Below are 26,598 nucleotides of genomic sequence, written 5' to 3'. Positions count from 1 at the left end.
CCCGTCATTGGACAGACTGGAAATCGCATGCATAAGAGGTCTTTCTTCGATCCACAATAGAGGTAGTGGCTTAGAAGAAAGGAGACTCAACCGATGTATAAACGTTTAAGTTCAGTTATGTTTCCGATATTTGCAGTTCTGCTAGTCGGTGCTCTCGTATGGGGATACCAAGAGAACCAGGAGAAAAATGCCATTCTGATCAAGGCAGAGAATCAATATCAGCGTGCTTTTCACGATTTATCTTTTCATATGGACAAATTGCACTCGGAGATTGGGAATACACTGGCAGTTCATGCTACGTCCCAAGGGATGCATCGCAAAGGTCTGATGAATGTATGGCGACTTACCAGTGAAGCGCAGAATGAAATTAACCAATTGCCGCTTACGATGCTGCCCTTCAATGAGACGGAAGATTTTCTCTCCCGCATCTCCAACTTTGCTTATCAGGCGTCCATGCGTGATCTGACGAACGAACCTTTAAGTGAAAAAGAAATGGGCAACTTGAAAAAACTGTATGCGAATTCATCCGAGATCACTAAAAATCTGCAGGATGTACAGCAGAAAGTCATTTCTGACCGTTTACGCTGGATGGATGCCGAGTCAGCTATGGCAACGGAAGAGCAAACGATGGACAACACCATCGTGGATGGATTCCGTACAGTCAACAAAAAAGTACAGGAATACCCTGAACTTGACTGGGGTCCTTCAGTCTCCAGTATTTATGCCAAACGTTCGGTGAAAAAGCTGGATGGCTTACCGATGACCAAAGACCAGATCCAAACTAAAGCTGCAAAGTTTTCCAATGCTGAACACGGCAAGATTCAAATACAGGAAAATGGTAAAGGTACAGATTGGGAATCGTACACAGCCACGATTGATCAATCCAAAGACAGTAAATTGAGTATGGACTTCACCCGTAATGGCGGTCTGCTCATCTCTTACAGTGACACTCGCCCAATCGGGACGAAGAAAGTAACACGTAAGGAAGCCATGTCAAAAGCGGATCGATTCCTTTCCAATAAGGGTTACAAAGATATGAAGGCAGTCAATTATGATGAGTTTGGCAATCTCGGTAACCTGACCTATGTGCGCAAACAAGGCGATACACTGATTTATCCAGAAAAAATGTCTGTTCGAGTGGGCCTCGATAATGGGGATGTTACCGGCTTCCAGGCAAGTGATTTTGTATATGAGCATCAAAAGAAGCGGGAGATTCCAAAAGCTGCGCTCACTGTTGAACAGGCCCGCAAAAAGCTGAATCCGGAATTCAAGGAGAGCTATGCTCGCAAATCACTCATTAAGAATGATTACAGCAAAGAAGTTCTGTGTTACGAATTCGGTGGACGCATCAATGGTGCAAAATATAAAATTTACATCAACGCCGATACAGGTATGGAAGAAGCCGTTGAGGAAATCAAACCGGTGAATGAGACCACATAACATCAAGAAACCGGTAGGCTGTTAAATTGCAAATAGTTAACTGAACAGGCCACGCAGTGGTCTGTTTTTTGTTGTCCACTATGAGAAAGGTCATGGTATAATAGTCCTTGTACATACGATACGAAGATAAAAAGCTAAGGTGGCGGTGAACAGCTTGTTTCCCAAAATAAATGAAGTTTTATACATCCAGATTGCCTCTGCAGATGAAAAAGAGGAAAGCAAAGAATATAAATCACGCATAGCGGATGTGGATGACAATAGTTTCCTGATCGAAGTTCCGATGCAACAGGGAAGCAGTCGGTTGAAAAGGTTGTTTTTTGGTGAGGAATTGTCCATTTCTTATATTACGGAAGACGGGGTTCGTCATTATTTCAACACGTATGTGACCGGATTTGAAGAAGATGTAGTTCGGCTTGTACGAATTCGCAAGCCCTTGCCGGACGACATTACCAAAATCCAGCGTCGCAGTTTTCTGCGTGTTCATGCAAACCTTGAAATGGCCATCCAGGGTGAAGATTTGACCCGTGCTGTGGGCTTGACTGAAGATATTGGCGGCGGGGGATTGTCCATTTATGGGGAACCCAGTTTTGCTATTGCGGAAGGACAGAAGCTGAAATGCTGGTTGCTTATTCCTTATCGGAATGCAGCGATTGAACATGCGAATTTTGAAGCTGAAGTGGTACGGATCAAAACACTGGAAACAGGCAGACAGCTATGCATGTTAAAGTTTGTGCAGATTACGGATTCGGAACGACAGAAGATCATCAAGTTTTGTTTTGAAAGGCAATTGGATTATCGAACGAAATAAAGATGGTGATTGTCTGGGATAGAAAGGGACAATGGTGGGCACTGTAATGGAAAAACGGAGGTTTAGGTTGTGAACAATCGCCATGCATCCCGCAGATACGAGCGACTATATTATGTTTTATCCAAGCGAATGGAAAGAAGAGCTTTGATGCTGATTACAGTTCTTCTTATTCTGCTTGTGACCTATCAGTTATTACTTCTTGTACCTGATATGAAAAAGAATATGACCTTCATTGATCGTCTGGAAGGAACACCAATTCAGATGCAAACGGTACACGAACAATAGCATCACTGATTTGTCTGTTTTTGCATCCATGTGTATAGTGTGGTATAATTTTGACGATGCAGGCAATGCCTGTTTTTTTATTGAGGCTTATCGTTTGAGGAGGAATGCCCCGTTGGCAAGCCAGAACACATCAGAGAACGGGAAGATGAACGTCGCAATTGACGGACCTGCCGGTGCCGGGAAAAGCACGGTGGCCCGATTGGTTGCAGAGGCGCTCGCGTATATATACGTCGATACAGGCGCAATGTACCGTGCGGTAACCTTGCATATGCTTCGAAAAGGTATTTCACCGGAAGATGTGCCAGAGGTGCTTCAGGAAACCCAAAAGCTGGTCATTGATTTACAACCGGATCCCGACGGACAGAAAGTGTTCTGTAATGGGGAAGATGTAACCTCGGAAATCCGCTCCCGTGAAGTGACGGGAATCGTGTCCCGATATGCGCAAATCGAGGGGCTGCGTACGCAATTGGTGGATACACAGCGGCAAATGGCTTTGCGCAAGGGCGTCGTCATGGATGGACGCGATATCGGAACGACAGTATTGCCCGACGCGGAAGTGAAAATCTTCATGACTGCCAGTGTGGAAGAGCGTGCACTTCGCCGCTTCAAAGAACTGGACCCCTCAGAAGGACTGACGTTGCAGCAACTTGAGCGAGACATTGCCACCCGTGACAAACTGGATGAAAGTCGGGAAATATCCCCGCTTCGTTGTGCTGAGGACGCTACTGTGCTCGATACAACCGAGATGAGCATCCATGAAGTGGTTGACAAAATCGTGTCTTATTGCACAATGGTCAGAGGAGAGATCGGTCTATGATTTACACATTTTGCAGCACATTACTGCGGATCATTTACACCATTCTTTTCCGCCTGGAGGCAGTTGGACGGGAGAACATCCCGAAAGAAGGCGGCGTACTTTTATGTTCTAATCATATCAGTAACTTTGATCCTCCAACGGTTGGTATCAAGATTCGTCGTCAGGTGCGTTTCATGGCCAAAAGCGAATTGTTTGATATTCCGGTCTTAGGCCGAATTATCAAAGCCGTAGGCGCTTTCCCCGTTAAACGTGGAGGCGTCAGCAAGGAATCCATCAAGACCTCACTCAACATTTTGCGTGGTGGTGAAGTGCTTGGCATTTTTCCTTCGGGAAGCCGACACAATGATGGTGGCATCGGCAAAAAAGGAGCAGCGAGCTTCGCTCTCCGAAGTGGTGCTACAGTTATTCCTACTGCTATTATCGGTAACTACAAGGTTTTTCGTAAGATGAAAGTTGTGTATGGAGCACCAGTGAATTTGGACGAATTCAAGGAAGATCCTTCCGGCGATGCGCTGGAAAGAGCGACGGAGAAGATTATGTCCAAAATTAATGAAATGGTGCAAACAGGCGTACCGAGCAAGTGAGTAAGGTGGCGTCGGACAACTGAGTGCATGTTTCCATTTTTTTGAGGGAAGCTAAGCTATGCATTCAGTTCTGAAAGTGTTTTGAACTCTGCTACAGGCAGGTTTGAATATAATGGGGTTTTTGAATTGAGGAGGGTATTTGACATGTCGGAAGAAATGAAAAATCAAGAAGCAACCCAAGATGAGTTGGATCAATTCGTTTCCTTGAAAAAAGGAGATACCGTAAAAGGAACCATCGTCAAATTGGAAGATAACCAAGCCTATGTGAGCATTGGATATAAATATGACGGTGTAATTCCAATTCGTGAACTGTCTTCCCTACACGTAGACAGCGCGTCTGATGCAGTTGAAGTTGGACAAGAAGTTGAAGCTAAAGTACTTAGCATCGACGACGAGAAAGAAAAACTCGTTCTGTCCAAACGTGCAATCGACAGCGAAAACGCTTGGGATCAATTGCAAAAGCATTTTGAAGACCAAGACGTATTCGAAGTTGTTGTAGCTGACGTTGTTAAAGGCGGTCTGGTAGCAGACGTGGGCGTACGCGGATTTATCCCGGCTTCCATGGTAGAGCGCCATTTCGTTGAAGATTTCAACGATTACAAAGGACGCACATTGCGTGTTAAAGTGAAAGAGATCGACCGTGAGAACAACAAAGTGATCCTTTCCCAAAAAGACGTACTTGAGCAAGAATTCGAAGCAAACAAAGCTACTGTTATGGCTGGTTTGCAAGAAGGTCAAGTCATCGAAGGTACGGTACAACGCTTGACTCAATTCGGTGCTTTCGTTGATGTAGGCGGAGTAGACGGATTGGTTCACGTATCTGAGCTGGCTTGGACACACGTTGACAAACCATCGGACGTTCTGTCTGAAGGCGATAAAGTAAACGTAAAAGTGCTGAAAGTTGATCCTGAAAAAGGTAAAATCAGCTTGAGCATGAAAGCTGTTCAACCAGGTCCTTGGGAAACAGCTGGCGACAAATTCAACTCTAGCGATATCGTAACAGGTGTTGTAAAACGTCTGGTTGACTTCGGTGCTTTTGTTGAAATCGCTCCTGGTGTTGAGGGACTTGTGCATATCTCGCAAATCTCACACAAACATATTGGCACTCCGCACGAAGTGTTGAAAGAAGGACAAGAAGTTCAAGTTAAAATCTTGGACATGAATCCTTCTGAGCAACGTGTAAGCCTGAGCATCAAGGAAACTGAAGAAGCTCCTGCTCAAGCGCCAAAATCAGAAAGACCTGCAAGAAACAATGCTCCACGTGAAGAAATCAACAACCCGAACGTTTCCTTGAGCAATCAAGGTCTGAGCATCACGCTCGGCGAGCGCTTCGGTGACAAACTCAGCAAATTCAAATAAGTTATACATGCATGGTTCTTAGTTATATACTGCATATTTTGCTGAACAATAAAAGCAAGATCGGCGAGCCCCAGCGGGTTCGCCGATTGTTTTTATTGCGAGTATAACGGCATGAAACGTTAGCCAAGACAGGCGTTTTTTGCTATGATGAGTATCGTAAGTATGGACAGGAGGAGTGGAATGTATGGCAAGACCCGTTGTGGCAATTGTCGGGCGACCGAATGTGGGCAAATCCACCATTTTTAATCGGATCATCGGCGACAGATTGGCCATTGTGGAAGACAAGCCGGGCATTACCCGTGACCGTATCTACGGAATCGGCGAATGGAACGGTAAACCATTTAGCATTATCGATACAGGTGGTATCGAAATCGACGGCGAGGACGTCATTTTAAAATCAATCCGGATGCAGGCAGAGCTCGCCATTGAAGAAGCGGATGTTATTGTATTCATGTGTGATGCAAAAGCAGGGATTACGCAATCTGATGAAGAAGTCGCAGAGATGTTGTACCGCTCAGGTAAGCCTATCGTTGTAGCCGTTAACAAAGTGGATAATATCGGGCGCAGTGAGCTCATTTATGAGTTTTATGGATTTGGATTTGGTGATCCAATCGGAGTATCGGGAAGTCATGGTACAGGTGTAGGTGATTTGCTCGATGCCATCGTAGAGAAATTGCCTGAACTTGAGGAAGAGACTTACGATGACGATGTCATTCGTGTAGCTCTGATCGGACGTCCTAACGTGGGTAAATCTTCATTGGTGAACGCCATTTTGGGCGAGGAACGTGTTATTGTCAGTGATGTTGCTGGTACGACGCGGGATGCAATCGATACACCGTTTGAAAAAGACGGTCAGCGCTATGTGCTGATTGATACAGCAGGTATGCGTAAACGTGGTAAAGTCTATGAAACCACGGAGAAATACAGCGTAATGCGTGCGATGCGTGCCATTGAGCGTGCAGATGTTGTTCTGATTGTAATTAATGGCGAAGAAGGCATTATTGAGCAGGACAAGCATATTGCAGGTTATGCATTCGAAGCAGGTAAAGCTTCCATGTTTGTTGTGAACAAATGGGACGTTGTAGAGAAGTCTGATAAAACAATGAATGAGTTTGAGAAAAAAATTCGGGATCATTTCCTGTTTATGACTTACGCTCCGGTTGTATTTTTGTCAGCCAAGACAAAACAACGCTTACAAAAATTATTGCCTGTTGTGCAACGTGTAGCACAGCAGCATACTATGCGTGTTCAGACGCATCTGCTTAACGATGTAGTATCTGATGCAGTCGCGATTAATCCGCCACCAACGGATAAAGGGCGCAGAATGCGAATCAACTATGTGACTCAGGTTGCAGTTAAACCTCCGACCATGGTTATTTTTGTGAACGATCCGGAATTGATGCACTTTTCTTATGAACGTTACCTGGAGAATAAAATCCGTGCAGCGTTTGATTTTGAAGGGACGCCAATTCGCATATTTACTCGGAGGAAGTCCGACGAAGGTTAGGGGAGAAGTTTGTGATTTTACAAATCGCAGCGATTGTACTGAGCTATCTGCTCGGTTCAATCAGCTTTAGTGTCCTCCTTGCAAAAGCACTACGGGGGATTGATATCCGTCAACACGGAAGCGGAAATGCAGGAGCTACCAATACTTTGCGGATATTGGGTAAAGGACCGGCAATTCTGGTACTGCTGTTGGATGTACTCAAAGGTATTGCGGCCGTTTGGATTGGGGTTTGGTTCAGCAATGGTTCCGATTGGATTCCTGCACTTAGTGGTATAGCTGCCATTGCAGGACATAACTGGCCGCTGTACTTCCGTTTCCGTGGAGGAAAAGGAATTGCTACAGCGATCGGTGTGCTCGTAACTCTTGCACTTATTCCTGCGCTATGCGCCGGAGTATTTGCCATCCTGTCCATCGTATTGACACGATATGTTTCATTGGGTTCCCTTATTTTTGTAGCTTTGACACCGCTCTTCATCCTTGTGTTACCCGGATATTCGATGAGTATCTTCTGGGGAAGTCTGATTATTTGTCTGTTTGCGTTCTGGAGACATCGTACCAATATTGCGAAGCTCGCCAAAGGACAGGAAAATAAATTGGGATCGAAAAACCCTGGAGGGGGAAAACGCGTTGTCTAAAAAAGTTGCTGTTCTGGTTGCAGGTAGTTGGGGGACTGCACTCGCCAGTGTATTGGCTGCCAATCAGCTGGATGTGATCATGTGGACACGTGGTGAAGACCAGGCCGCAGAGATCAATAATAAACATACAAACCAACGCTTTCTTCCCGATGCAGAACTGTCACCCCGTATCCAGGCAACAACGGATATGGCAACGGCAGTTGAAGGGGTTTCAGCTGTGTTAATTGTTGCTCCTTCATCGGCGATGCGTTCGGTTGCTCATCAGCTTAAGGCCTATTACAAACCGGAAATGTTAATCATTCATGCAACCAAGGGATTTGAGACAGAAAGCCTGAAACGCATGTCCACGGTCATTTCGGAAGAACTTGATTGTGAAGAAGGACATATCGTTGTACTTTCTGGTCCAAGCCATGCGGAAGAAGTGGTTAAGCGTTGCCCAACAACGGTTGTTGTGGCATCACTGGATAAAGCTTCTGCCGAGGCAGCCCAAGGTTTATTTATGAATGCTTATTTCCGTGTGTACACGAATCGAGATATGATCGGTGTAGAACTGGCGGGAGCGTTCAAAAATATTATCGCGCTGGGAGCAGGTATGTCAGACGGGCTTAACTTTGGTGACAATGCCAAAGCAGCGTTGCTAACACGTGGGCTGGCCGAGATCACACGCATAGGTGTGGAGATGGGAGCGAATCCGCTCACGTTCTCCGGACTTGCAGGGATCGGCGATTTGGTCGTGACCGCGACTAGTCAGCACAGCCGTAACTGGAGAGCCGGTTCCTTGCTGGGCAAAGGACAGAAGCTGGACGATGTTTTGAATTCCATGGGCATGGTTGTGGAAGGAATTCGGACCACGCAGGCTGCCCACTTTATTTCTCAGAAATACGGTGTGCAAATGCCGATTGCAGATCAGCTTTATCATGTTCTTTTTCAGGAGAGACAGCCGCGGGATGCGGTTGAAGCCTTGATGGGACGTGATCCCAAGACCGAAATGGAAGTCATGACGCTTGAAACTTGGGAACAATGGCATTCCTGATGGTAGCGTAGGCAGCTTTCCCGAAATGAGAAGCTTATTCACCTTTTTTGCGGTGCACTCATATTATACACATGAGTATTGCCGGAGGAGGGGAGACAAATGGCTAACAACATTTCCAAGGAAGCGCTGAAAGCGATCAACAAAAAAGCAGGGAAATCGATTACGGAAGGTGCCGTCAAGAAATTGGCGAGTACAGTAAAACCGTCCACCATGCAGAATGAAGCTCAGTTGCGCCAACTGATCAAGCAAGTATCCGCCATGGCAAAAGTGCCGGTATCTGAGGATACAGTTCAGGATATCGTGAGTGCCGTCAAAAAAAGCGGATTAAACCCAAACAGTATGGAATCATTAATGAAAATGATGATGAAAAAATAATAGATCGCGCCTGCTATGCAGGCGATCGAGCAAGACAAAAAGTCGAGTCGGCATCTGCCGGCTTGCTTTTTGTCTTTTTTTTTGGAAATCTGAGCGATGTTTCGTGTTATAATAGTTGCAATTGTCACAGTGTCAGTGATGAATAACGGACTGAAGGGGAGAACTCTGGATTATGAACGCGATGGACAAGATGTGGCTTTCATTGGTCGCAATCCTCATTATGGGACTATCTGTATTCCTGATTACGTTTGCTCGATCCAAAACGAAAGGTATTGTACGTGGGATTCTTTCTTTAATTGCTTTTCTCATTATGCTGATTGGCTTTTTCGGCGGAATAGCTTCTCTGACCTGATCTTTCTCGCCTGAGAGATAACATCCGCATAAACACATCATAAGAACTGACACAACGAAAACGGATGAAGGGAAGGTGAGCCGATGAGGCCGCATGAAACGGAGGATCGTACAGAGCGCTATCCGGAATTACACGCGGCTTTGCTGGAAACGGCGAAAGCCTGGGATACAGAGCCTTATACGTGGTTGCTTGGGGGAAGCTGTGGGTTGTTGCTACAACAGGTGGAATTACAGCAGGCTCCCAGAGATATTGACATTTACGCTGATATCACCGCTGCGAAGTTGCTGCATAAATCTGCGCCTGGAATGGTGCTGGACGAGCCTGTCGTAGATAAGACTGGACCTTATGCCTCGCTACTCAGTCATTATCAGGTAGGGACTTGTGCCTTGGAACTGGTTGGGGGTTTCGAAGTATGGTCACGTAAAAGTTGGTACCGCATTGAAATTGAGCATGTATTGGCCGAGTATGCACCTGAAGCCAAAGTAGGTTCTTACACATTACGTCTAATGCCGCTTGCTCATGAGCTGTTGTTCAATCTGATGAGAGGCCGTGCCGATCGTTATGAACCCATTGCAAGACAGATTCGGCAGATGCCCGAAGTACATCAACCTCTAATGACTTTATTGGGGCAGCAAAATATATGGACAAGCCGATTCAGAGCAGAAGTGGAAGAGCTTGTTGGCTTCGACTGGCCTCAGTAGGTTGGGAGGAAGAGTTATGGATTACAATATTACATTTTTACCGCAAAATAAAACGATTCGGCTAAAGCCAGGGGTAACGCTGTTAAACGCTGCACGCCGTGCAGGGGTGAAGATAGCAACGCGATGTGATGGAAAGGCAGCCTGCCTGATGTGTAAGGTGAAAGTAGATTCGGAACATTTAGCAGCGCTGCATCCACCAACAGATGCCGAGAAGCACAAACTAGGTTCACTGCTGGATGCAGGCACTCGACTGTCATGTCAGGCGAAGGTGCGGGGATCGGTGACGGTTCATGTTCCGGAGGACCCTCTGAAAGCAGCGATTCGTAAACAATTGGAGCGTCAGCAGCAGGAAGAGGACGATTGGTTCTAAGTGGTTCTAAGAATACCTGAGTGGAACGATTCAAGGAGGATACGGATGAACGTGAATATGACGAAGAACGTGAAACCAAGAAGGCAGAGGCGTCACTTGCAGAAGATGTCCTGTCTACTCTTATTCCTATTGTTTGCTATTACAGCAACGGGGTGTATGTATCAATCCCAGAGTAATCCCGATCCCAAAATAGCTTATAGGGAAAGCGTAAGCCGTATTCAAACTGCGGTAGAAGCATTCCAACAGGATCAGGGGATTTTGCCCATGGTCAATGCAGATATGGAAACACCTAAATATGAAAAATTCAGAGTCGATCTGTCCAAGCTGAAACAGCAGGGGTATCTGGATGAAATACCGGGCACTGCGTTTGAGAGTGGTGGGAGCGCTTACTTTCTCATTCAGGATGAAGAAGTGAACCCAACTGTCAAAGTCATGGATCTTCAAACCGTGCAGAAAGTAAATGATGTTCAGCGAATGGTCAACCAGTACAAGTCCGTACATAACAATCAGCTGCCAAGTGGGGAAGAACTGTATCCAGGTCTATACGCGGTAGATATGGAACAAGCCGCACAGGCTGGTGCCCCATCGGTTACACTGAATAGTGTATATTCGGGTCAGGAGCTGCCGTTCATGATGGATGACGAGGGCAATGTCTATGTGGATTATGCTTTTGACATTATGCAGGCTATAGAGAAGTCAGATAGTCTTCCAACGAAAATGGAAGATATGCGTGAATTCTTGCTGGAGCATTCTTACTTTGTCCCTGTAAAATCGGTCGCCTACACCTGGCAGAATAACACCCCAGTTGCAAAAAGTAATAATGAGAGTTAATTCGATCGAGTGTTACGCAATACAATGATTGGCCTTAAGATTAAAAAAGAGATATTCCGCATCATGGGATATCTCTTTCTTGTATATTGGTTTATAGTCACATCATATGGTCCATAAGCTACATTTAGATTACTTTGTTTAGACCTCCACTTTATAACTCAAGTCAAGTTCATCGCCGCGTAATCCCCGAATTCCCCAATGATTGCGAGGTGTTTCAAATATGGTAATTTCCACATCATTGGGCGACAATTTCAATTGTTCATTCATTCGTGTGAATAATTGCTGAATGAGTTCTTTCTTGACTTGATCTGTTCGGCCTTCGAACATGCTGATTTCAATAATGGTATAACCAGCTGAACGATCGGAGGGAAAGAGAAAATCATCCGTGTCCATGGGAAAGTAACGATGAAACTTCTTGTTCTCCGGTAATCCCACAACATCCACCATAACGGAGTGTATGACTTGTGAAAGCTGCGCTTTCAATGGGCTCAGATGCTCACCTAGTCCATATACTTTAATCTGTGCCATGCTCATCTCACCTTTCTCAGCTCGTTATCTCTGCTCTTCTCTGCTAAAAAAATGCCTTACCCTCACAGTATACCTCCTGCATGGCTTGAACGGTACCACGAAAACCAAATCAACGAACCGGCATAAAAGCTTCAGCACGCTCATAAAGTAGATTGAAATAAAGACGCGCAGTCCGAGAGCGGGGCGATTCTCTTAAGGCAACTACCTTGAGAAAAAAACAAAAAATACGCGTCATAATGCTGCATACGGATACATAAGATGATACTAGTCCAATTGCATGTACGAGTTAACGCCGCTTTCGCCGGTTTCATCAGAATGCAACGTTCGGCGGCGGACGACTTCCGGGCACTCACAAAGGCGGCTCTACCGTTGCAGGGATTTCAGTCTTCTGATTGAAAAAACGAAGCGGATGCTCTTTAGCATTTTTCCTTCGGAGTAATTTAGGGAGGGGATTTCATTGGAGAAAGTGGACATTTTTAAGGACATTGCCGAGCGGACCGGAGGGGATATCTATCTCGGGGTTGTCGGCGCAGTCCGGACAGGTAAATCAACATTTATCAAACGTTTCATGGAAACAATCGTCTTGCCGAACATTACAAATGAGGCAGACCGTGCGCGGGCAGTGGATGAACTCCCGCAAAGTGCGGCAGGCAAAACGATCATGACTACGGAACCGAAATTCGTACCCAATAACGCGGTTCAAATCAAGGTTGCCGAGGGACTGGATGTCAATGTGCGCCTTGTGGATTGTGTAGGTTACGCGGTGGAAGGAGCGAAGGGATACGAGGACGAGAATGGTCCACGTATGATCTCCACACCATGGTTCGAAGAACCCATTCCGTTCCAGGAAGCAGCCGAGATTGGCACACGCAAAGTCATTCAGGAGCATTCCACGCTGGGCGTTGTGGTCACAACTGACGGTACGATTGCGGAGATTGCCCGGAGTTCCTATGTTGAATCAGAGGAACGTGTCATTGCCGAACTGAAGGAAGTAGGCAAACCGTTTGTACTAGTGATCAACTCGACTCGCCCTCGCAGTGAAGAAGCGCTGCAGTTGCGCAGTGAGCTTGCTGCCAAGTATGACATTCCAGTTATGACACTCAGTGCAGCTACAATGACAGAAGATGATGTGACAGGTGTGCTTCGCGAAGTGCTGTATGAGTTCCCTGTACATGAAGTGAATGTGAATCTGCCGAGCTGGGTGATGGTTCTGAATGAAAACCACTGGCTGCGCAGCAACTACGAAAATTCCGTTCGCGACACGGTTAAGGATATTCGCAGGCTGCGTGACGTGGATCGGGTTGTTGCTCAGTTCATGGAATACGAATTCATCGACCGAGCCGGTCTGAGTGGTATGAACATGGGGCAGGGTGTGGCAGAAATCGATCTGTATGCACCGGATGAATTATACGATCAGATCCTCGTGGAAGTTGTTGGTATTGAAATTCGAGGCAAGGATCATCTGCTGCAGTTGATGCAGGAATTCTCCCATGCGAAGAGGGAGTACGATCGCTTCGCTGAGGCGCTGGAGATGGTCAAAACGACCGGCTACGGTATCGCAGCTCCATCCCTCGCCGAGATGGCACTGGATGAGCCAGAACTCATCCGGCAGGGTACCAAATTCGGCGTCCGTTTGAAAGCAACCGCACCATCCATTCACATGATCCGGGTCGATGTGGAATCGGAGTTTGCACCGATTATCGGAACGGAAAAACAGAGTGAGGAACTGGTGAGGTACTTGATGCAGGACTTCGAGAACGATCCGATCAAGGTATGGGATTCAGATATGTTCGGTCGTTCGCTGCATTCCATCGTGAGAGAAGGAATTCAGGGTAAAATTGCGATGATGCCAGATAACGCACGATACAAATTGCAAGAGACACTAGGACGTATCATTAACGAAGGTTCAGGTGGATTAATCGCCATAATTCTGTAAGTCCAAAAGGCCGTAGGGGTACCCCTCGCGGTCTTTTTCTTATTTTATTTTCATGATTCTGGATGAACTGGATAAGATACTTTAGTTTCAAATAAAAACTTAGCGAGTTTTAGCTTTAAATTACTAAAACCCATTTACATACTAGGGATTAGCCGTTATATTAATATTCAACTATTGTGATCGAGATCACAGAGAGTGTGAACAGGGGGAGAAAGAGATGAGAGGGAAAAATACAAAATGGGTATGGTTGAGTGTGTTGCTTGTATTTACACTAGCGCTGTCTGCTTGCGGAATTAAAAAAGAACCTGCTTCAACTGCAACTTCCGGCGCAGCAGAGGACAAGCCTCAAACCGAAGCAGTAACAGGTCCACTTAGCGGAAAACGAATTGCACTGATTATGGAATTTAACACAGGTACGTTCTCACAACAATACGTGCAAGGGGTTAAAGAAGAAATCGAAAAATTCGGTGGACAACTGACTACGTTTGTCGCCGATAATGATAAAGCCAAAATGGTATCGTTGCTCGATAGCGCAATTAACCAGAAATTCGATGCCATTCTAACGGATCATGGGGATTCCTTGCTGACGCCGGGCGTGAAAAAGGCAGTAAAACAAAACATTCCGGTTGTTGTGTTCGATGCAGACATTAGTGTTCCGGGAGCAACAGTGTTGTCCCAGGATGATCAAAAGATGGCTGAACTTACGCTGGAGCAAATGAAAAAAGATATTAACGGACAAGGAAATATCGTAAAAGTATGGGTTGCCGGCTTTGCACCAATGGAACGTCGTCAGGTTGCTTATGGCAAGTTCCTGAAAGAGAACCCGGACATTAAGGAGATTGCAACGTTTGGTTCAGCACAGAACCCGGCGCTGGATACACAAGCCAAAATGGAAGCGATTCTGAAGCAATATCCAAAAGGTGAAATTACAGCGGTATGGACTGCATGGGATGAGTTCGCTAAAGGTGCAGCACGTGCCATTCAGCAAGCAGGACGTGACGAGATCAAGGTATATGGTATTGACATGAGTGATGAAGACTTGCAGATGATCCAAGATCCGAAAAACCCTTGGGTAGCTTCTGCAGCGGTTGATCCAACAGACATTGGGCGTGTTCAAGTTCGTTATGCATACCAGAAGCTGAATGGGGATGAGACAGAGGATCAAGTGGTTCTCAACCCGGTTTATGTACAGCGTGATGCGCTGCCTGACAAACAAATCTCTACTTCAGAGCTGTCCGAGTATGTGGAGGGATGGGGAGGAAGTACACAGGGAATCAAGGATTGGATGTCTGAATACGGAGTTACTGCTAAATAAAACAGCGTAACGGAGGCGCGCCGCAAGGCGCGCTTTTTCCAACCATGATGGAATATAACTATATGAGAATAGTGATACTCCCGGAGGGGAGCGATTGGAGGTTGGCGTCATGAGTACTGCACCGATTCTGCTTCAAATGGTACATATCCACAAGCAGTTTGCAGGCATTCCTGCACTGAAAGACGTGGAGTTCTCCGTCAAAGGCGGGGAAATTCATGCACTGCTTGGTGCGAATGGTGCCGGCAAGAGCACATTGATGAAAATTCTGTCTGGTGCCTATCAACTGGATCAGGGCAACATCCAATTAAGTGGGCAAACGCTTCATCTGAATTCACCAGGCGATGCCAAAGCGAGTGGTATTCACTGTGTATACCAGGAGGTGGATGCTGCGCTGGTTCCCCAATTGACAGCTGCCGAGAACATTATGCTGGATCAATTGGCATCGCCTGGCGGAGGTTGGTGGAAAAGTCCGCGGAAACTGCAACAGCGTGCGGCTGAAGCTTTGCAGCAATTAGGAGCGAGTATATCCGTTCACAAAAAAGTAGCTGACCTGACGCTTGCGGAGAAGCAGATGATTCTGCTTGCACGTATTCTGATCCAGGATGCCAAGGTCATTATTTTTGATGAACCAACTGCACCGCTGAGCCAGGAAGAATCGGACGCTTTTTTCCGAATCGTTCATTTGCTGAAGGAACGCGGAGTGGCATGTATTTTCATTACGCACCGTCTTCCTGAAGTTACAAGTCACTGTGACCGCGTTACCGTGATGAGAGATGGACAACATGTGTTTACGGGTGAAGCAAAAGAGCTTACGATCAATGATCTGGTGACGCAGATGCTCGGAAAACCGTTTGAGGAAGAGTTCCCCAAGACAGAAGCACCGGTAGGTGAAGTGTTGCTGGAAGCGAGAGGACTTCGGCGTGGAGTCCGAGTCAAGGGGGTAGACCTGTCTGTTCATCGAGGAGAAGTACTTGCTGTGGTGGGTCTTGTAGGTGCGGGGAAAACGGAATGTTCCCGCTTGTTGATTGGTGCAGATCGGCTGGAGAGTGGAGAGATTCGGCTTAACAATCGAGAACTTCACCTTTCCCAACCTGCTGATGCTGCTGCTCTGGGCATTGTCTCAGTGCCTGAGGAACGGCGGAAACAGGGGATTCTGATTGAGGAAAACGTGGAACGCAATTTGAGCCTGCCTTTGCTTGGACGTCTTAGTAGATTAGGTTTTGTAAGTCGAAAGCGAGAGCGTGAGAATGCGGAATCTTTAGTGCAGCAACTGGGTATCAAAACATCGTCAGTGCGGCAGGAAGTGAAGTATTTAAGCGGTGGCAATCAGCAAAAGGTGGCCATTGGCAAATGGCTGAATGCGGACGCAGACGTCTTTATCTTTGATGAGCCGACAAAAGGTGTGGATATCGGAGCCAAAAGTGACATTTTTCGCATCATTAACGAACTGGCTTTGGCGGGTAAAGCTGTTATCTACTTCACATGTGAACTGGATGAAGGATTGGGCATTGGTGACCGGATTGCAGTCATGTGTGAAGGGACTATCGTTAAGGAATTCAAACGGGGCGAGACTAACCAAGAACAGCTGCTATACTATGCAAGCGGTGGACAAGAGGTGGAAGCATGAAGGATAAATCATTGGATTTTGCGTTCCGTTATGGGGCGATTATCGTTATTATTGGTGTTATAGCATTTTTCGGTATTAAATTGCCTTATTTCTTCACGTACAGTAACTTGACCGATATTTTGGGTTCAATCTCTATCGTGACATTTGTGGCGATTGGTGTTACCTTATCTCTCATTGTCGATGGATTTGACCTTTCGGTGGGGGCAACGGTCTCACTAACTACTGTCGTTACCGCTTCATTAATGATTTGGTATCAGCAGCCGCTGGCAGTTGTCATTATCGTTCCGCTGATTATTGGGGCTGTGATTGGTTGGCTTAATGCCTTGCTGATCGTGAAACTCCGTATCCCGGATCTGCTCGCTACACTTGCCACGATGTACATTATCGGTGGAATTCACAAAACGTATGCTCAAGGGTACACGATCTATAACCATATGCAGTTTCCAGACGGAAGCAAGGCTGCCGGAGAGATGGACTCCACATTTCTGCAGCTTGGGCAAGGAAAATGGCTGGGAATGCCGATTTCGGTCATCCTGCTGCTCATTGCGGTTATCGGTGTGCATATCTTTTTGACGTATACGAAGTATGGGCGCCAGATGTACGTTACTGGGGGGAATGAGGAGGCGGCACGTCTATCCGGAATCAAGGTAAAAAAGGTGCGTACACTCGCCTATGTAGCTGCTGGAGTGTTTGCTGCAATCGGCGGTATTATCTATGCATCCAAAGTGGGTTCTGGACAAATTGATGCGGGTTCTCCGTTGTTAATGGAATCCGTGGCCGCTGTATTTGTCGGATTCTCCGTATTTGGTGCAGGTAAACCAAACGTGATTGGAACATTCATTGGCTCGGTTCTGATTGGTGTACTGGTGAACGGTTTGACTATGATGAATGTTCAATATTTCACACATGATATTGTAAAAGGCGGGGTGCTCGTGCTTGCCCTGGCGGTTACATTTTACGTGTTAAACCGCAACCGCACTTGAAATTGTGTGCTGTCTGTATTAGTATAAAATTTGTTCGGCGTCTGAAACAACCTTTGTTTCAGGCGACATTCTGCCAGAAATGACTGTTGACCGCAGGCCGAGATTTCTGTTCATCACGCTCAAGATGTACGTAGATTTTTTGTGTATGAACGTATATTTCGCTATAAAACGGAAACACAGTATAACATTCAGGACATTGATTCAGGAGGTGAAAAAACAAATGAACAAATCAGACTTGATTACAAACGTGTCTGAAGCGACTGAATTGTCCAAAAAGGATGTAACGAAAGCGGTTGATGCCGTATTCGAAGCAATCTCTGAGGCTCTTCAAAGCGGAGACAAAGTACAATTGGTTGGTTTTGGGAACTTCGAAGTTCGCGAGCGCTCTGCACGTAAAGGACGCAACCCGCAAACAGGTGAAGAAATCGAAATTCCTGCGAGCAAAATTCCTGCATTCAAACCAGGTAAAGCGCTCAAAGACGGAATTAAATAAGATTTCTACATATTCCATATGTCGACAAAAAGACCGTGACTTGTTCACGGCCTTTTCTTTTGTCCTTTAATCATTTTTCTTCCTGCCATCTAGCGACTCCGGGTCATCCGGTTGCTGCGCATAGGCAATCAGAATAAGTTCTTCTCCAGCGGCTGAGGACAGATGCTGTTCGGTTTCTTTTAACTGGTGAATATGCTCGTCTGTCAGTGCTGCGGGAATGTACTTCATAAAGACTCTCCTTTCTGTGGCTGGATAACTTGTAGTATGACCTGGGAGTAACAGATTATTGCGCTCCATTCACATAAGGGCTGGTTGACAAATGAAACAATCTTTATCATCATTAACGCTATTGAACAAGGAGAGGGGATGTGCGTGATGGATCATCCAACCGGCAGTGATTATATCGTAATTAAGGCGGAGGAAAATGGTGTTCAGGTGATCGGCCTTACTCGAGGTCAGGATACCCGTTTCCACCATACGGAGAAGCTGGATAAGGGAGAAGTCATGTTTGCCCAATTTACCAATCATACTTCCGCCATTAAAATCCGTGGAAAAGCCACGCTGATTACTAAGCATGGACAGATTCAGTCGGAATAATGAAAATTGCAGGCATAGCCTGCTTTTTTTCATTGTACAATGAGGTATGAGCCTTTACCGGACAGACTACACTAACAGGTAAGGGCAGGGAGGCATTTATGAAACCGCGGATGATCGTGACTGCTTCACTGCTGGCAACGGTTGCGGCGGTCCTTCTGCTTGTTGCCATACAAACCTTACATATGCGTACCTGGGGCGGTGAAAACGTACAGCCCGTTTCTGCGACGCAGCATCCAGTTCAGCTAACGGAAGACAATCTGGTGGACGTGCTGAGCACCATGAAATTATCGACACCCATTGCCAGGGTGGAGTGGAAACAATCCATTTTGACGCTCGATCTAAAGGTTACCGGAACCAGCACAAGTTACACTGAAATCTATGGTAATATGGCTGCTGTGGCAGATCTGGGATTTCGAAGTCTGGATAACGTGGAACGGGTGATGCTGCGTGTTATGGCAGAGGACGAATGGCTTCACAAAAGACATTTATTGCTCGCTGCCGATTTTCGACGTGGGGAATGGCCGATGTATGCAATCGAAACGCTTCGAGACTGGAACAGTCCGATCCTCTCGAACGAATTAAAGGACTGGTTTCACATGATGGAGACCGAACTTTGGAAGAAGCAATTCGAAATGTCAAGTCAGAGGTAATAGAATAGCATGATTCAGTGCGTGTCCGATAAACATATGCTATAATATATAAGATTGTAGTGCAGAAATGGTTTAACAATGTAAAGGCTCGGAGGCTGAGAATGAATTCATATCGCGTACCCCAACTAGCAAAGAAATATACGGATTACGACATGATTCGACAACATACGGAAATCCCATCATTTCCGGATAGCCGGGCTCGTCTGCTGCAGGTATTTGTGGGCCGCACAGACGAAAAGGTGCATGATGAGCTATACGCTCTCGCAACCTCGCTCGTTCAGTTGGCCATGGATACGCATGATCGAATCGATACGATATCCGGAGAGCGTAGAGAACTGGAGATGCGTTCACGCCAGCTGAACGTGCTTGCCGGAGATTATTTCAGTAGCCGTTTCTATCAGTTGCTTGCCCATGCAGGCAAAATTGAAATGATCGGTAAACTTAGTGGTGCTGTTTCCGAAGTGAATGCACGAAAGATGACGCTGTATGAACGGATGAAAAAGCTTCTCGTTTCGGCTGAAGAATACTTGCGTGAAACAGTACAGCTGAAGATGCAGCTGTTTCTTTCTTTTACAGGCATGATCCGCGATAACGAAGCATCGCTATGGAACGACCTGTTGGCCGAATTCAGCTATTGCGAGGCAATTATGGAAGAGCTGCATCGGATGAATGACGAACAGAATTTTTATCACAGTTATGCTTTCTGGCATATTTACGAGTACGGTAATGACGATGAGCGGAATATGCTGCGTCAGCCGGAGCCGGATACAAGAGCATGGAGTGGTATGGTGCTGAAGTATCGGATCGGTGAGTTTTTGCTGGACAAGCTTCGTGAGTGTACACGCCGTATACAACTGTTGCTGCATGACGAGGAAGATCAACTGGGCCTGCATGAGATCAGTGCAATCCTGGAGCCTTACCTGACGTATTTGCAGCCTTCACATGCGGCAGTAAGGGAAGATTGAGGGGGAGACAGACGAATGGGGAGCGGAGAGACCAAACCTAAAGAAGAATTTGTCCATTCTGTTTTTCAGAGTATAGCCGGTAAATATGACGTCATGAATGATATTCTGAGTTTCCGCAGGCACAAGGCTTGGCGTAAATTTACCATGAAGAAGATGAATATGTCCAAAGGCGATACCGGTCTCGATTTGTGCTGCGGCACGTGTGACTGGACACTCGCCATGGCCCAAGCAAGTGAAACGGGTCACATGCATGGACTTGATTTTAGCAGCAATATGCTGGAAGTTGGACAGACCAAGGTTGATGCTGTAAACCGTCAGAAACAGATCACGCTGATTCAAGGCAATGCGATGTCACTTCCCTTTGAAGACAATTCATTTGATTATGTCACGATTGGATTTGGACTGCGCAATGTACCGGATCTCAGACAGGTTCTGTCAGAGATGAAGCGTGTAGTGAAACCGGGAGGCATGGTAGTTTGTCTGGAGTTGTCTAAGCCGACATGGCAACCATTTAAAGCTATTTATTATTTTTATTTCGAACAATTATTACCGAACATTGCCAAATTGTTTGCCAAACGTTATGAGCAGTATAAATGGCTGCCGGACTCACTGGCACTTTTTCCAGGAAGGAAGGAACTGGCCGACATTTTCGCAGAAACCGGATTGCAGCAAGTGCAGGCCTACCCTCTGACCGGAGGCATCGCGGCACTGCATATTGGAACCAAGGAGAATCAGCATGTTTAGGAAAATTCGCATCTTTTTAGAAATGATCAAGATTGAACATACGCTTTTCGCATTACCTTTTGCATTTATGGGAGCTATCCTCGGTTCCATGGTAGTGAAAGATACATTCCCTACATGGATGCAGATTATGTGGGTATTACTTGCGATGATTGGTGCACGGAGTGCGGCATTTGGTTTGAACCGCATGATTGACCAAGCAATAGATAAGAAAAATCCACGTACTGCAATGAGAGCAATCCCTGCCGGTTTGTTAAAAAACGGTGAGGTCGTTATTTTTGTCGTGGTATCATTTGTATTGTTGTTCTGGGCCTCTTCTAACCTTAATGTGTTATCCATGCAGCTGTTGCCGATAGCTGTATTTATGCTGGTATTGTATTCATATACCAAACGTTTCACCTGGTTGTGCCACGTAGTGCTCGGTATGACCATTGGTCTGGCTCCACTTGGGGGTTGGGTAGCGGTAACGGGTACGATGGATTGGACAGCGATTGTACTGTACGTTACGATTGTGTTCTGGACTGCAGGGTTCGATATCATCTATGCATGTCAGGATCTGGATTTTGATCAGGGCGAGGGTCTTCATTCCATACCTTCCCGTTTTGGTCTTAACAAATCATTGCAGATCGCAAAGTTCTTCCACGTGATTACCGCAATCGGTTTTCTTGCTTTGTTATTGTTGACCGATCTGAGTTGGTGGTATGGTGCCGGAATGCTGATTACTTATGGTATTCTCTTCTATGAGCACTATATTGTATCGCCAAATGACATGAGCCGGGTGCAGACCGCATTCTTTACAATGAACAGTGTGCTCAGCCTGGTTGTATTTACGTTTACTTTAATTGATCTGGCGGTGAAATAAAGATGCAGCAGCCGGACAATAAACGACTAGTTGTCGGAATTACCGGGGCCAGTGGAAGTATATATGGCATCAGATTAATTGAAACGCTGCTTGATCTTGAATACACCGTGCATCTGGTGATCTCCAATGCCGGGTGGCGTGTATTAAAAGAAGAAATGGACTGGGATGTTACGAATCGCGACCGTGTGCTGGAAGAAAAATTCGACGGCCGTGCGGGTTCCCTGATCTATCATCCCGTTAGTGATATTGGTGCCTCCATCGCAAGTGGTTCTTTCCTGGCAGAAGGCATGATTATAATGCCATGCTCCATGGGTACTCTTTCATCCATTGCACAAGGGTCGTCGGACAATCTGATGTCCCGGGCTGCTGATGTCATGATAAAAGAGGGGAGAACGCTGATTTTGGTGCCACGTGAGACGCCACTGCATGCAATCCATCTGGAAAACATGCTGAAGCTCTCACGGCTTGGTGTCCGAATGATACCGGCTATGCCTGCTTTTTATTACAAACCCCAAACGATGGACGAGTTGATTCTATTTCTGGTGGGTAAAGTGCTCGATAGTCTGCGCATCCCGCATCAACTGTTTACAAGATGGGGAGAACCGGATGAACGGGGATAGCTTCTTAGCTTCCTGCAATTTTGAATCTGCTATCCGAATTGCAGGTACAACTTGCTGTCCCCCAATCCCGGGGTATTGGTGAGCGCTGATGGTGATGTTTGAATGGAACCACAGCCTTGACCCATGCTCCGGCAACTTCTGTACTTATGTTTCAGAACAAGTCGCAGAGTTTAATTCCCGGATGTCGGCCTTGACATTCGAAGAAGATTAGTACGTCTCAGAAGAACACAAGCAGGAAAGGCAAGCCCTGGTTTTTCGTTATGCCTGCAGGCCCGACTTGCTGGAGGGGAAGGTAAGCATGGATTTATGGACTGACAATACGCTGACACGGGTGAACGAATGAAACTATTGGATATTTTCGGGTTGTTAAAAAAAGACATGGACTACATTGAAAAAGAGTTGTATCGCAGTGTTCAGGGAGAACAGAAGCTGCTAAGCGAAACGTCACTTCACCTGCTCAAGGCAGGGGGTAAGCGTTTGCGTCCGGTATTTGTGTTACTCGGCGGGAAATTTGGTACATACGACATTGAACGTCTGAAGCTGGTAGCGGTTCCGTTGGAACTGATTCATTCGGCTTCTCTGGTTCACGATGATGTTATTGATAATGCCGCGACACGCAGAGGTAAACCAACGGTGAAGTCCAAATGGGATAATCGGATTGCCATGTACACCGGAGATTACATTTACGGCAAGGCGCTTGAGATGACTGCGGGCCTGTCCGATCCGGCGATACACCGTATTCTGGCCAAAGCGATGGTGCAGATGTCCATTGGTGAAATGGAGCAAATTCGTGACTTTTTCAATACGGGACAAAGTGTACGTAACTATCTCTTGCGAATTCGTCGCAAAACGGCGCTTCTTATTGCTGTCAGCTGCCAGCTGGGGGCGCTTGCTACTCGTGCGCCGGAACATGTATCTTCGTTGCTGTACACCTACGGTTACAACGTGGGTATGGCGTTCCAGATTCAAGACGATGTACTTGATCTGGTTGGCACCGAGAAACAACTGGGTAAGCCTCCAGGCAGTGATATGAAGCAGGGGAATATTACGCTGCCTGTACTTTATGCATTGCAGGAACCTAACTTGCGTGAACCTTTGCTGGAGGAGATAACCCGCGTCCAGCACGAGGAGGGACGGGCGAGTGCATCAGATGCGATTGGAATGATTCGCCAAAGTCAAGGAATTGCTAAAGCAGAAGCCCTGGCTGACCGATATATGAAGAAAGCGCTCGATGCTCTGGATCAACTGCCTAACATCAAGACCACCAAAAACTTGCGTGATATCGCCCATTTTGTGGTCAAACGTACGCATTAATATGTTTGAACATTACTCTGCTATGAACGGGAATCTTTTCATCAATGCAGTTCCTTGTTTAGCTGTTCTCACTCAAGAAATAACGTTCATGTGATATTCCTCATTGGGAGGATTTGGACATGTATGTTACAATCGAAGGGATTGCGTTTACATAATGAAATAACTTTGAACCGTGAGTGAGGAGTGAGCCTATGGATCGTACATTTTTGATGGTGAAGCCGGATGGTGTGCAGCGTGGTTTGATAGGGCGTATCGTTAGCCGTCTGGAAGACAAAGGATTTAAGTTGGTGGCAGGCAAGCTGGTGCAGATGTCTGAAGATCAGGCCAAACGCCACTATGCTGAACATGAGGGGAAACCGTTCTTCGATGATCTGGTTCGTTTTATCACATCTGGACCTGTATTTGCTATGGTCTGGGAAGGTGACGACATCGTGGCGCTTGCGCGCATCGTAATCGGGAAAACCAATGTAAAGGAAGCGGCTCCGGGCACAATTCGCGGAGATTTCGCCAGCCACACACCGCATAATCTGATTCATGGGGCGGATTCACCGGAAAGCGCCACTCGTGAAGCAGCAAACTTCTTTGCTCCGGATGAGCTGGTAACGTACGACAAGAGCATCGCAGCCTGGTTGTAATTTTTAGCCAGAAGGGTGATACGATGCTGGAGCAGGAACAACTACTAGACCCGGATTACGCCGGATTTATTCGGAAAATCAAAGAGAGCACAGGCATTGATCTTGCTCAATACAAGGAAGGCCAGATGAAAAGAAGGCTGACCACACTTCGTAACAAAAACGGATTTCATACGTTTTCTATCTTTTTTGATGCCATGCAAAAGGACAAGTCCTTGTTTTATGAGTTTCTGGATCGCATGACCATTAACGTCTCGGAATTTTGGCGTAACCCTAATCGCTGGGAAGTACTGCGGGATGAAATCCTGCCTGAGTTGCTGGGTCCGAAGCGTGGCGTTAAAGTGTGGAGTGCCGCTTGTTCCACAGGCGAAGAACCTTACACTCTGGCGATGATTCTGGATACGATGGGCATTCTTAAGGGAAGCTCCATTACGGCAAGTGACTTGGATGAAGGTGCTCTTGCCAAAGCCAAGGAAGGTCGTTATATGGAACGCTCGCTAAAAGATGTACCGAAGGAAACAGCAAATCGATACTTCAAGCAGGATGGCTTGGTGTACCGTATTGATGAACAATTGAAAAGTTCGGTCAAGTTCATGAAGCAAAATCTGTTGCTGGATCGTTTTGACGAGGGGTATGATCTGATTGTATGCCGAAATGTCATGATCTATTTTACCGAGGAAGCCAAAAACCTGTTGTATCACAAGTTTGCAACAAGTTTGCGTCCAGGCGGTATTTTGTTCGTGGGTAGTACGGAACAGATTTTTTCCCCGGGACAATATGGTCTCGAGACAGCGGAAACATTCTTTTATCGCAAAAAATAATTTCAATTATTTTATAACCGTCTGGCGTGCACATGTATATGTGTCCAGGCGGTTATTTGCATAATGGATGAATGGATATTTCTCACACATGTCGGAATCTCAATCAATCACCACTCGAGTCCAATCCATTTTAGGACAAGAAACGACCGACTTTCTTGTCAAAGCCGGTCAGCTATACTATAATAAGCAAAGAAATTATGGGATTTTAGCAATGTGAAGTTTAACAGTTTAAAGGGGGAACGTATTATGAGTTTACGCTATTTAACCGCAGGGGAGACGCACGGACCCCAATTAACCGCAATTATTGAAGGATTGCCAAGCAATCTGAATATTGACTTTGAAGAGCTGAATTTTCAGCTTCACCGCCGCCAGAAGGGATATGGCCGTGGACGTCGCATGCAAATTGAGAAGGATCAGGCCAATTTCGTTGGTGGTATCCGTCACGGATATACAACAGGTGCTCCTGTAGCATTGGTTGTTCAAAATAATGACTGGAAACACTGGCAGAATATTATGAATATTGAGCCGATTGAAGGCAGTGACGAAGAGAAACGTCGCGTTCATCGTCCACGTCCGGGACATGCCGACTTGAATGGTGGGCTCAAATATAACTTGAAAGATTTGCGTAATGTACTGGAGCGTTCAAGTGCCCGTGAGACAACGGTGCGTGTAGCATGTGGTGCTATTGCACGTCAATTCCTTGCTGAATTCGGAATCAAAGTAGCTGGACGTGTGTTGCGTATCGGAGAAATCGAAGCTCCTTATCAAGATCTGCCGATCGATGAACTGATCGAAGTGACAGAAGCTTCCTCCGTTCGTGTAACCGATGCAGAAACCGAGAAGAAGATGGAAGCCTACATCGACCAGATCAAACAGGAAGGCGACTCCATCGGTGGAATCGTTGAATGTATCGTTGAAGGTGTGCCTGTTGGTCTTGGTAGCCACGTACAGTATGACCGCAAACTGGATGCACGAATCGCACAGGGTGTAATGTCTATTAACGCATTCAAGGGTGTGGAAATTGGTATTGGGTTCGAAGCCGGAACGATTCGTGGTTCTCAGGTGCATGATGAGATCGTGCATAGTGAAGAGCGTGGTTACCACCGAGCTACCAACCGTTTGGGCGGATTCGAGGGCGGAATGACTAACGGCATGCCAGTTGTGGTACGTGGAGTTATGAAACCTATTCCTACGTTGTACAAACCACTTCAAAGTGTGGATATCGATACAAAAGAAGCATTTACAGCTCAGGTTGAGCGTTCTGATGCATGTGCTGTTCCGGCAGCTAGTGTCGTTATGGAGCATGTGGTAGCCTGGGAAATTGCAAAAGCTTTCCTCGAGAAATTTGGCGGAGATTCTATGGAGGAAATCCGCGCGAACTTTGCCAACTACAATAATCAACTGGAGAATTACTAAG

General features: G+C 46.3%; 31 protein-coding genes. 29 read left to right on the top strand and 2 right to left on the bottom strand.

All coding sequences use genetic code 11. The annotated features are described in order from the left end of the window. Window positions 1–93: 93 nt before the first annotated feature. The 14 genes from ypeB (at window position 94) to ACDJ58_RS18710 (ending at window position 11,097) form a co-directional block, all read left to right on the top strand. Window positions 94–1,440: a germination protein YpeB gene (ypeB, locus tag ACDJ58_RS18775; protein WP_413372363.1), complete on the top strand. Its 1,347-nt coding sequence runs from the start codon at window positions 94–96 to the stop codon at window positions 1,438–1,440. 154 nt (window positions 1,441–1,594) lie between these two features. Continuing rightward, window positions 1,595–2,248, top strand: a complete 654-nt coding sequence (locus ACDJ58_RS18770; protein ID WP_413372362.1) for a flagellar brake protein — start codon at window positions 1,595–1,597, stop codon at window positions 2,246–2,248. Window positions 2,249–2,317: 69 nt separating this feature from the next. After that, window positions 2,318–2,533, top strand: coding sequence for a hypothetical protein (locus ACDJ58_RS18765; RefSeq protein WP_413372361.1), 216 nt, complete (start codon window positions 2,318–2,320; stop codon window positions 2,531–2,533). Window positions 2,534–2,645: 112 nt separating this feature from the next. After that, entirely contained in the window at window positions 2,646–3,350 is a 705-nt protein-coding gene (gene cmk, locus ACDJ58_RS18760; RefSeq protein ID WP_063566751.1) for a (d)CMP kinase, read from the top strand. Then, entirely contained in the window at window positions 3,347–3,934 is a 588-nt protein-coding gene (locus tag ACDJ58_RS18755; protein WP_090807401.1) for a lysophospholipid acyltransferase family protein, read from the top strand. The genes cmk and ACDJ58_RS18755 overlap by 4 nt, the downstream gene beginning before the upstream one ends. 144 nt (window positions 3,935–4,078) lie before the next feature. Further along, window positions 4,079–5,293 (top strand): 30S ribosomal protein S1, encoded by a 1,215-nt coding sequence (gene rpsA / locus ACDJ58_RS18750; RefSeq protein ID WP_413372360.1) that lies wholly within the window; start codon window positions 4,079–4,081, stop codon window positions 5,291–5,293. Between the two features lie 184 nt (window positions 5,294–5,477). Then, window positions 5,478–6,800 (top strand): ribosome biogenesis GTPase Der, encoded by a 1,323-nt coding sequence (der, locus tag ACDJ58_RS18745; protein WP_063566754.1) that lies wholly within the window; start codon window positions 5,478–5,480, stop codon window positions 6,798–6,800. A gap of 11 nt (window positions 6,801–6,811) precedes the next feature. Beyond that, the gene (plsY, locus tag ACDJ58_RS18740; RefSeq protein ID WP_076288925.1) at window positions 6,812–7,435 is read left to right on the top strand and encodes a glycerol-3-phosphate 1-O-acyltransferase PlsY; all 624 of its coding nucleotides are present in this window, start codon (window positions 6,812–6,814) and stop codon (window positions 7,433–7,435) included. Next, entirely contained in the window at window positions 7,428–8,468 is a 1,041-nt protein-coding gene (locus ACDJ58_RS18735; protein ID WP_413372358.1) for an NAD(P)H-dependent glycerol-3-phosphate dehydrogenase, read from the top strand. Before plsY ends, ACDJ58_RS18735 begins: the two co-directional genes overlap by 8 nt. A gap of 99 nt (window positions 8,469–8,567) precedes the next feature. Continuing rightward, a complete protein-coding gene (locus tag ACDJ58_RS18730; protein WP_301246466.1) occupies window positions 8,568–8,843 on the top strand; it encodes a stage VI sporulation protein F in 276 nt (91 codons plus the stop codon). Window positions 8,844–9,015: 172 nt separating this feature from the next. Continuing rightward, window positions 9,016–9,195, top strand: a complete 180-nt coding sequence (locus ACDJ58_RS18725; RefSeq protein WP_053780676.1) for a DUF2768 family protein — start codon at window positions 9,016–9,018, stop codon at window positions 9,193–9,195. An 83-nt stretch (window positions 9,196–9,278) separates the two neighbouring features. Beyond that, complete coding sequence (locus tag ACDJ58_RS18720) at window positions 9,279–9,896, top strand: hypothetical protein (RefSeq protein WP_413372357.1); 618 nt, start codon at window positions 9,279–9,281, stop codon at window positions 9,894–9,896. A 16-nt stretch (window positions 9,897–9,912) separates the two neighbouring features. Beyond that, window positions 9,913–10,266 (top strand): 2Fe-2S iron-sulfur cluster-binding protein, encoded by a 354-nt coding sequence (locus ACDJ58_RS18715; RefSeq protein ID WP_413372356.1) that lies wholly within the window; start codon window positions 9,913–9,915, stop codon window positions 10,264–10,266. Window positions 10,267–10,311: 45 nt separating this feature from the next. After that, complete coding sequence (locus ACDJ58_RS18710) at window positions 10,312–11,097, top strand: hypothetical protein (RefSeq protein WP_413372355.1); 786 nt, start codon at window positions 10,312–10,314, stop codon at window positions 11,095–11,097. A gap of 138 nt (window positions 11,098–11,235) precedes the next feature. On the opposite strand, the gene ACDJ58_RS18705 is transcribed toward ACDJ58_RS18710, so the two are convergent. After that, window positions 11,236–11,625 (bottom strand): tautomerase family protein, encoded by a 390-nt coding sequence (locus ACDJ58_RS18705; RefSeq protein WP_413372353.1) that lies wholly within the window; start codon window positions 11,623–11,625, stop codon window positions 11,236–11,238. 457 nt (window positions 11,626–12,082) lie between these two features. On the opposite strand from ACDJ58_RS18705, the gene spoIVA reads away from it, so the two are divergent. The 5 genes from spoIVA to ACDJ58_RS18680 all read left to right on the top strand — a co-directional run bounded on the left by spoIVA (window position 12,083) and on the right by ACDJ58_RS18680 (window position 17,979). After that, window positions 12,083–13,561, top strand: coding sequence for a stage IV sporulation protein A (gene spoIVA / locus ACDJ58_RS18700; protein ID WP_024630674.1), 1,479 nt, complete (start codon window positions 12,083–12,085; stop codon window positions 13,559–13,561). 217 nt (window positions 13,562–13,778) lie between these two features. Continuing rightward, window positions 13,779–14,876, top strand: coding sequence for a sugar ABC transporter substrate-binding protein (locus tag ACDJ58_RS18695; protein WP_413372352.1), 1,098 nt, complete (start codon window positions 13,779–13,781; stop codon window positions 14,874–14,876). Window positions 14,877–14,985: 109 nt separating this feature from the next. Beyond that, window positions 14,986–16,503: a sugar ABC transporter ATP-binding protein gene (locus ACDJ58_RS18690; protein WP_413372351.1), complete on the top strand. Its 1,518-nt coding sequence runs from the start codon at window positions 14,986–14,988 to the stop codon at window positions 16,501–16,503. After that, on the top strand, window positions 16,500–17,486 hold the full coding sequence (locus ACDJ58_RS18685; RefSeq protein ID WP_413372349.1) for an ABC transporter permease: 987 nt from the start codon (window positions 16,500–16,502) through the stop codon (window positions 17,484–17,486). Before ACDJ58_RS18690 ends, ACDJ58_RS18685 begins: the two co-directional genes overlap by 4 nt. A 220-nt stretch (window positions 17,487–17,706) precedes the next feature. Continuing rightward, window positions 17,707–17,979: an HU family DNA-binding protein gene (locus ACDJ58_RS18680; protein WP_413372348.1), complete on the top strand. Its 273-nt coding sequence runs from the start codon at window positions 17,707–17,709 to the stop codon at window positions 17,977–17,979. Window positions 17,980–18,045: 66 nt separating this feature from the next. On the opposite strand, the gene ACDJ58_RS18675 is transcribed toward ACDJ58_RS18680, so the two are convergent. Beyond that, window positions 18,046–18,207 carry a hypothetical protein gene (locus ACDJ58_RS18675; RefSeq protein ID WP_413372347.1) on the bottom strand — a complete coding sequence of 54 codons (162 nt, stop codon included), beginning with the start codon at window positions 18,205–18,207 and terminating at the stop codon, window positions 18,046–18,048. Window positions 18,208–18,354: 147 nt separating this feature from the next. Between ACDJ58_RS18675 and mtrB the strand changes: the two genes are divergently transcribed. The 10 genes from mtrB (at window position 18,355) to aroC (ending at window position 26,597) form a co-directional block, all read left to right on the top strand. After that, window positions 18,355–18,576, top strand: a complete 222-nt coding sequence (gene mtrB / locus ACDJ58_RS18670; protein ID WP_024630669.1) for a trp RNA-binding attenuation protein MtrB — start codon at window positions 18,355–18,357, stop codon at window positions 18,574–18,576. A gap of 98 nt (window positions 18,577–18,674) precedes the next feature. Beyond that, window positions 18,675–19,226 (top strand): hypothetical protein, encoded by a 552-nt coding sequence (locus ACDJ58_RS18665; protein WP_413372346.1) that lies wholly within the window; start codon window positions 18,675–18,677, stop codon window positions 19,224–19,226. A 101-nt stretch (window positions 19,227–19,327) separates the two neighbouring features. Next, window positions 19,328–20,191 carry a heptaprenyl diphosphate synthase component 1 gene (locus ACDJ58_RS18660; protein ID WP_413372345.1) on the top strand — a complete coding sequence of 288 codons (864 nt, stop codon included), beginning with the start codon at window positions 19,328–19,330 and terminating at the stop codon, window positions 20,189–20,191. A 15-nt stretch (window positions 20,192–20,206) separates the two neighbouring features. Then, complete coding sequence (locus ACDJ58_RS18655; protein WP_413372344.1) at window positions 20,207–20,935, top strand: demethylmenaquinone methyltransferase; 729 nt, start codon at window positions 20,207–20,209, stop codon at window positions 20,933–20,935. Further along, window positions 20,928–21,794: a UbiA-like polyprenyltransferase gene (locus ACDJ58_RS18650; RefSeq protein WP_413372343.1), complete on the top strand. Its 867-nt coding sequence runs from the start codon at window positions 20,928–20,930 to the stop codon at window positions 21,792–21,794. Before ACDJ58_RS18655 ends, ACDJ58_RS18650 begins: the two co-directional genes overlap by 8 nt. Before the next feature lie 2 nt (window positions 21,795–21,796). Next, window positions 21,797–22,414, top strand: a complete 618-nt coding sequence (locus ACDJ58_RS18645) for a UbiX family flavin prenyltransferase (RefSeq protein ID WP_413372342.1) — start codon at window positions 21,797–21,799, stop codon at window positions 22,412–22,414. A 339-nt stretch (window positions 22,415–22,753) separates the two neighbouring features. Continuing rightward, window positions 22,754–23,728 (top strand): polyprenyl synthetase family protein, encoded by a 975-nt coding sequence (locus ACDJ58_RS18640; RefSeq protein ID WP_053780687.1) that lies wholly within the window; start codon window positions 22,754–22,756, stop codon window positions 23,726–23,728. A 191-nt stretch (window positions 23,729–23,919) separates the two neighbouring features. Further along, entirely contained in the window at window positions 23,920–24,363 is a 444-nt protein-coding gene (gene ndk / locus ACDJ58_RS18635) for a nucleoside-diphosphate kinase (RefSeq protein ID WP_090900586.1), read from the top strand. A 23-nt stretch (window positions 24,364–24,386) separates the two neighbouring features. Beyond that, a complete protein-coding gene (locus ACDJ58_RS18630) occupies window positions 24,387–25,181 on the top strand; it encodes a CheR family methyltransferase (protein WP_076288938.1) in 795 nt (264 codons plus the stop codon). 246 nt (window positions 25,182–25,427) lie between these two features. Next, a complete protein-coding gene (gene aroC, locus ACDJ58_RS18625) occupies window positions 25,428–26,597 on the top strand; it encodes a chorismate synthase (protein WP_063566771.1) in 1,170 nt (389 codons plus the stop codon). The last annotated feature ends 1 nt before the right edge of the window (window position 26,598 follow it).

Source organism: Paenibacillus taichungensis (assembly GCF_047302525.1).
GTDB classification, from domain to species: Bacteria; Bacillota; Bacilli; order Paenibacillales; family Paenibacillaceae; genus Paenibacillus; species Paenibacillus taichungensis_B.
Note: the sequence above shows the minus strand (reverse complement) of the source record. Positions and strands in the feature narration are given on the sequence as shown.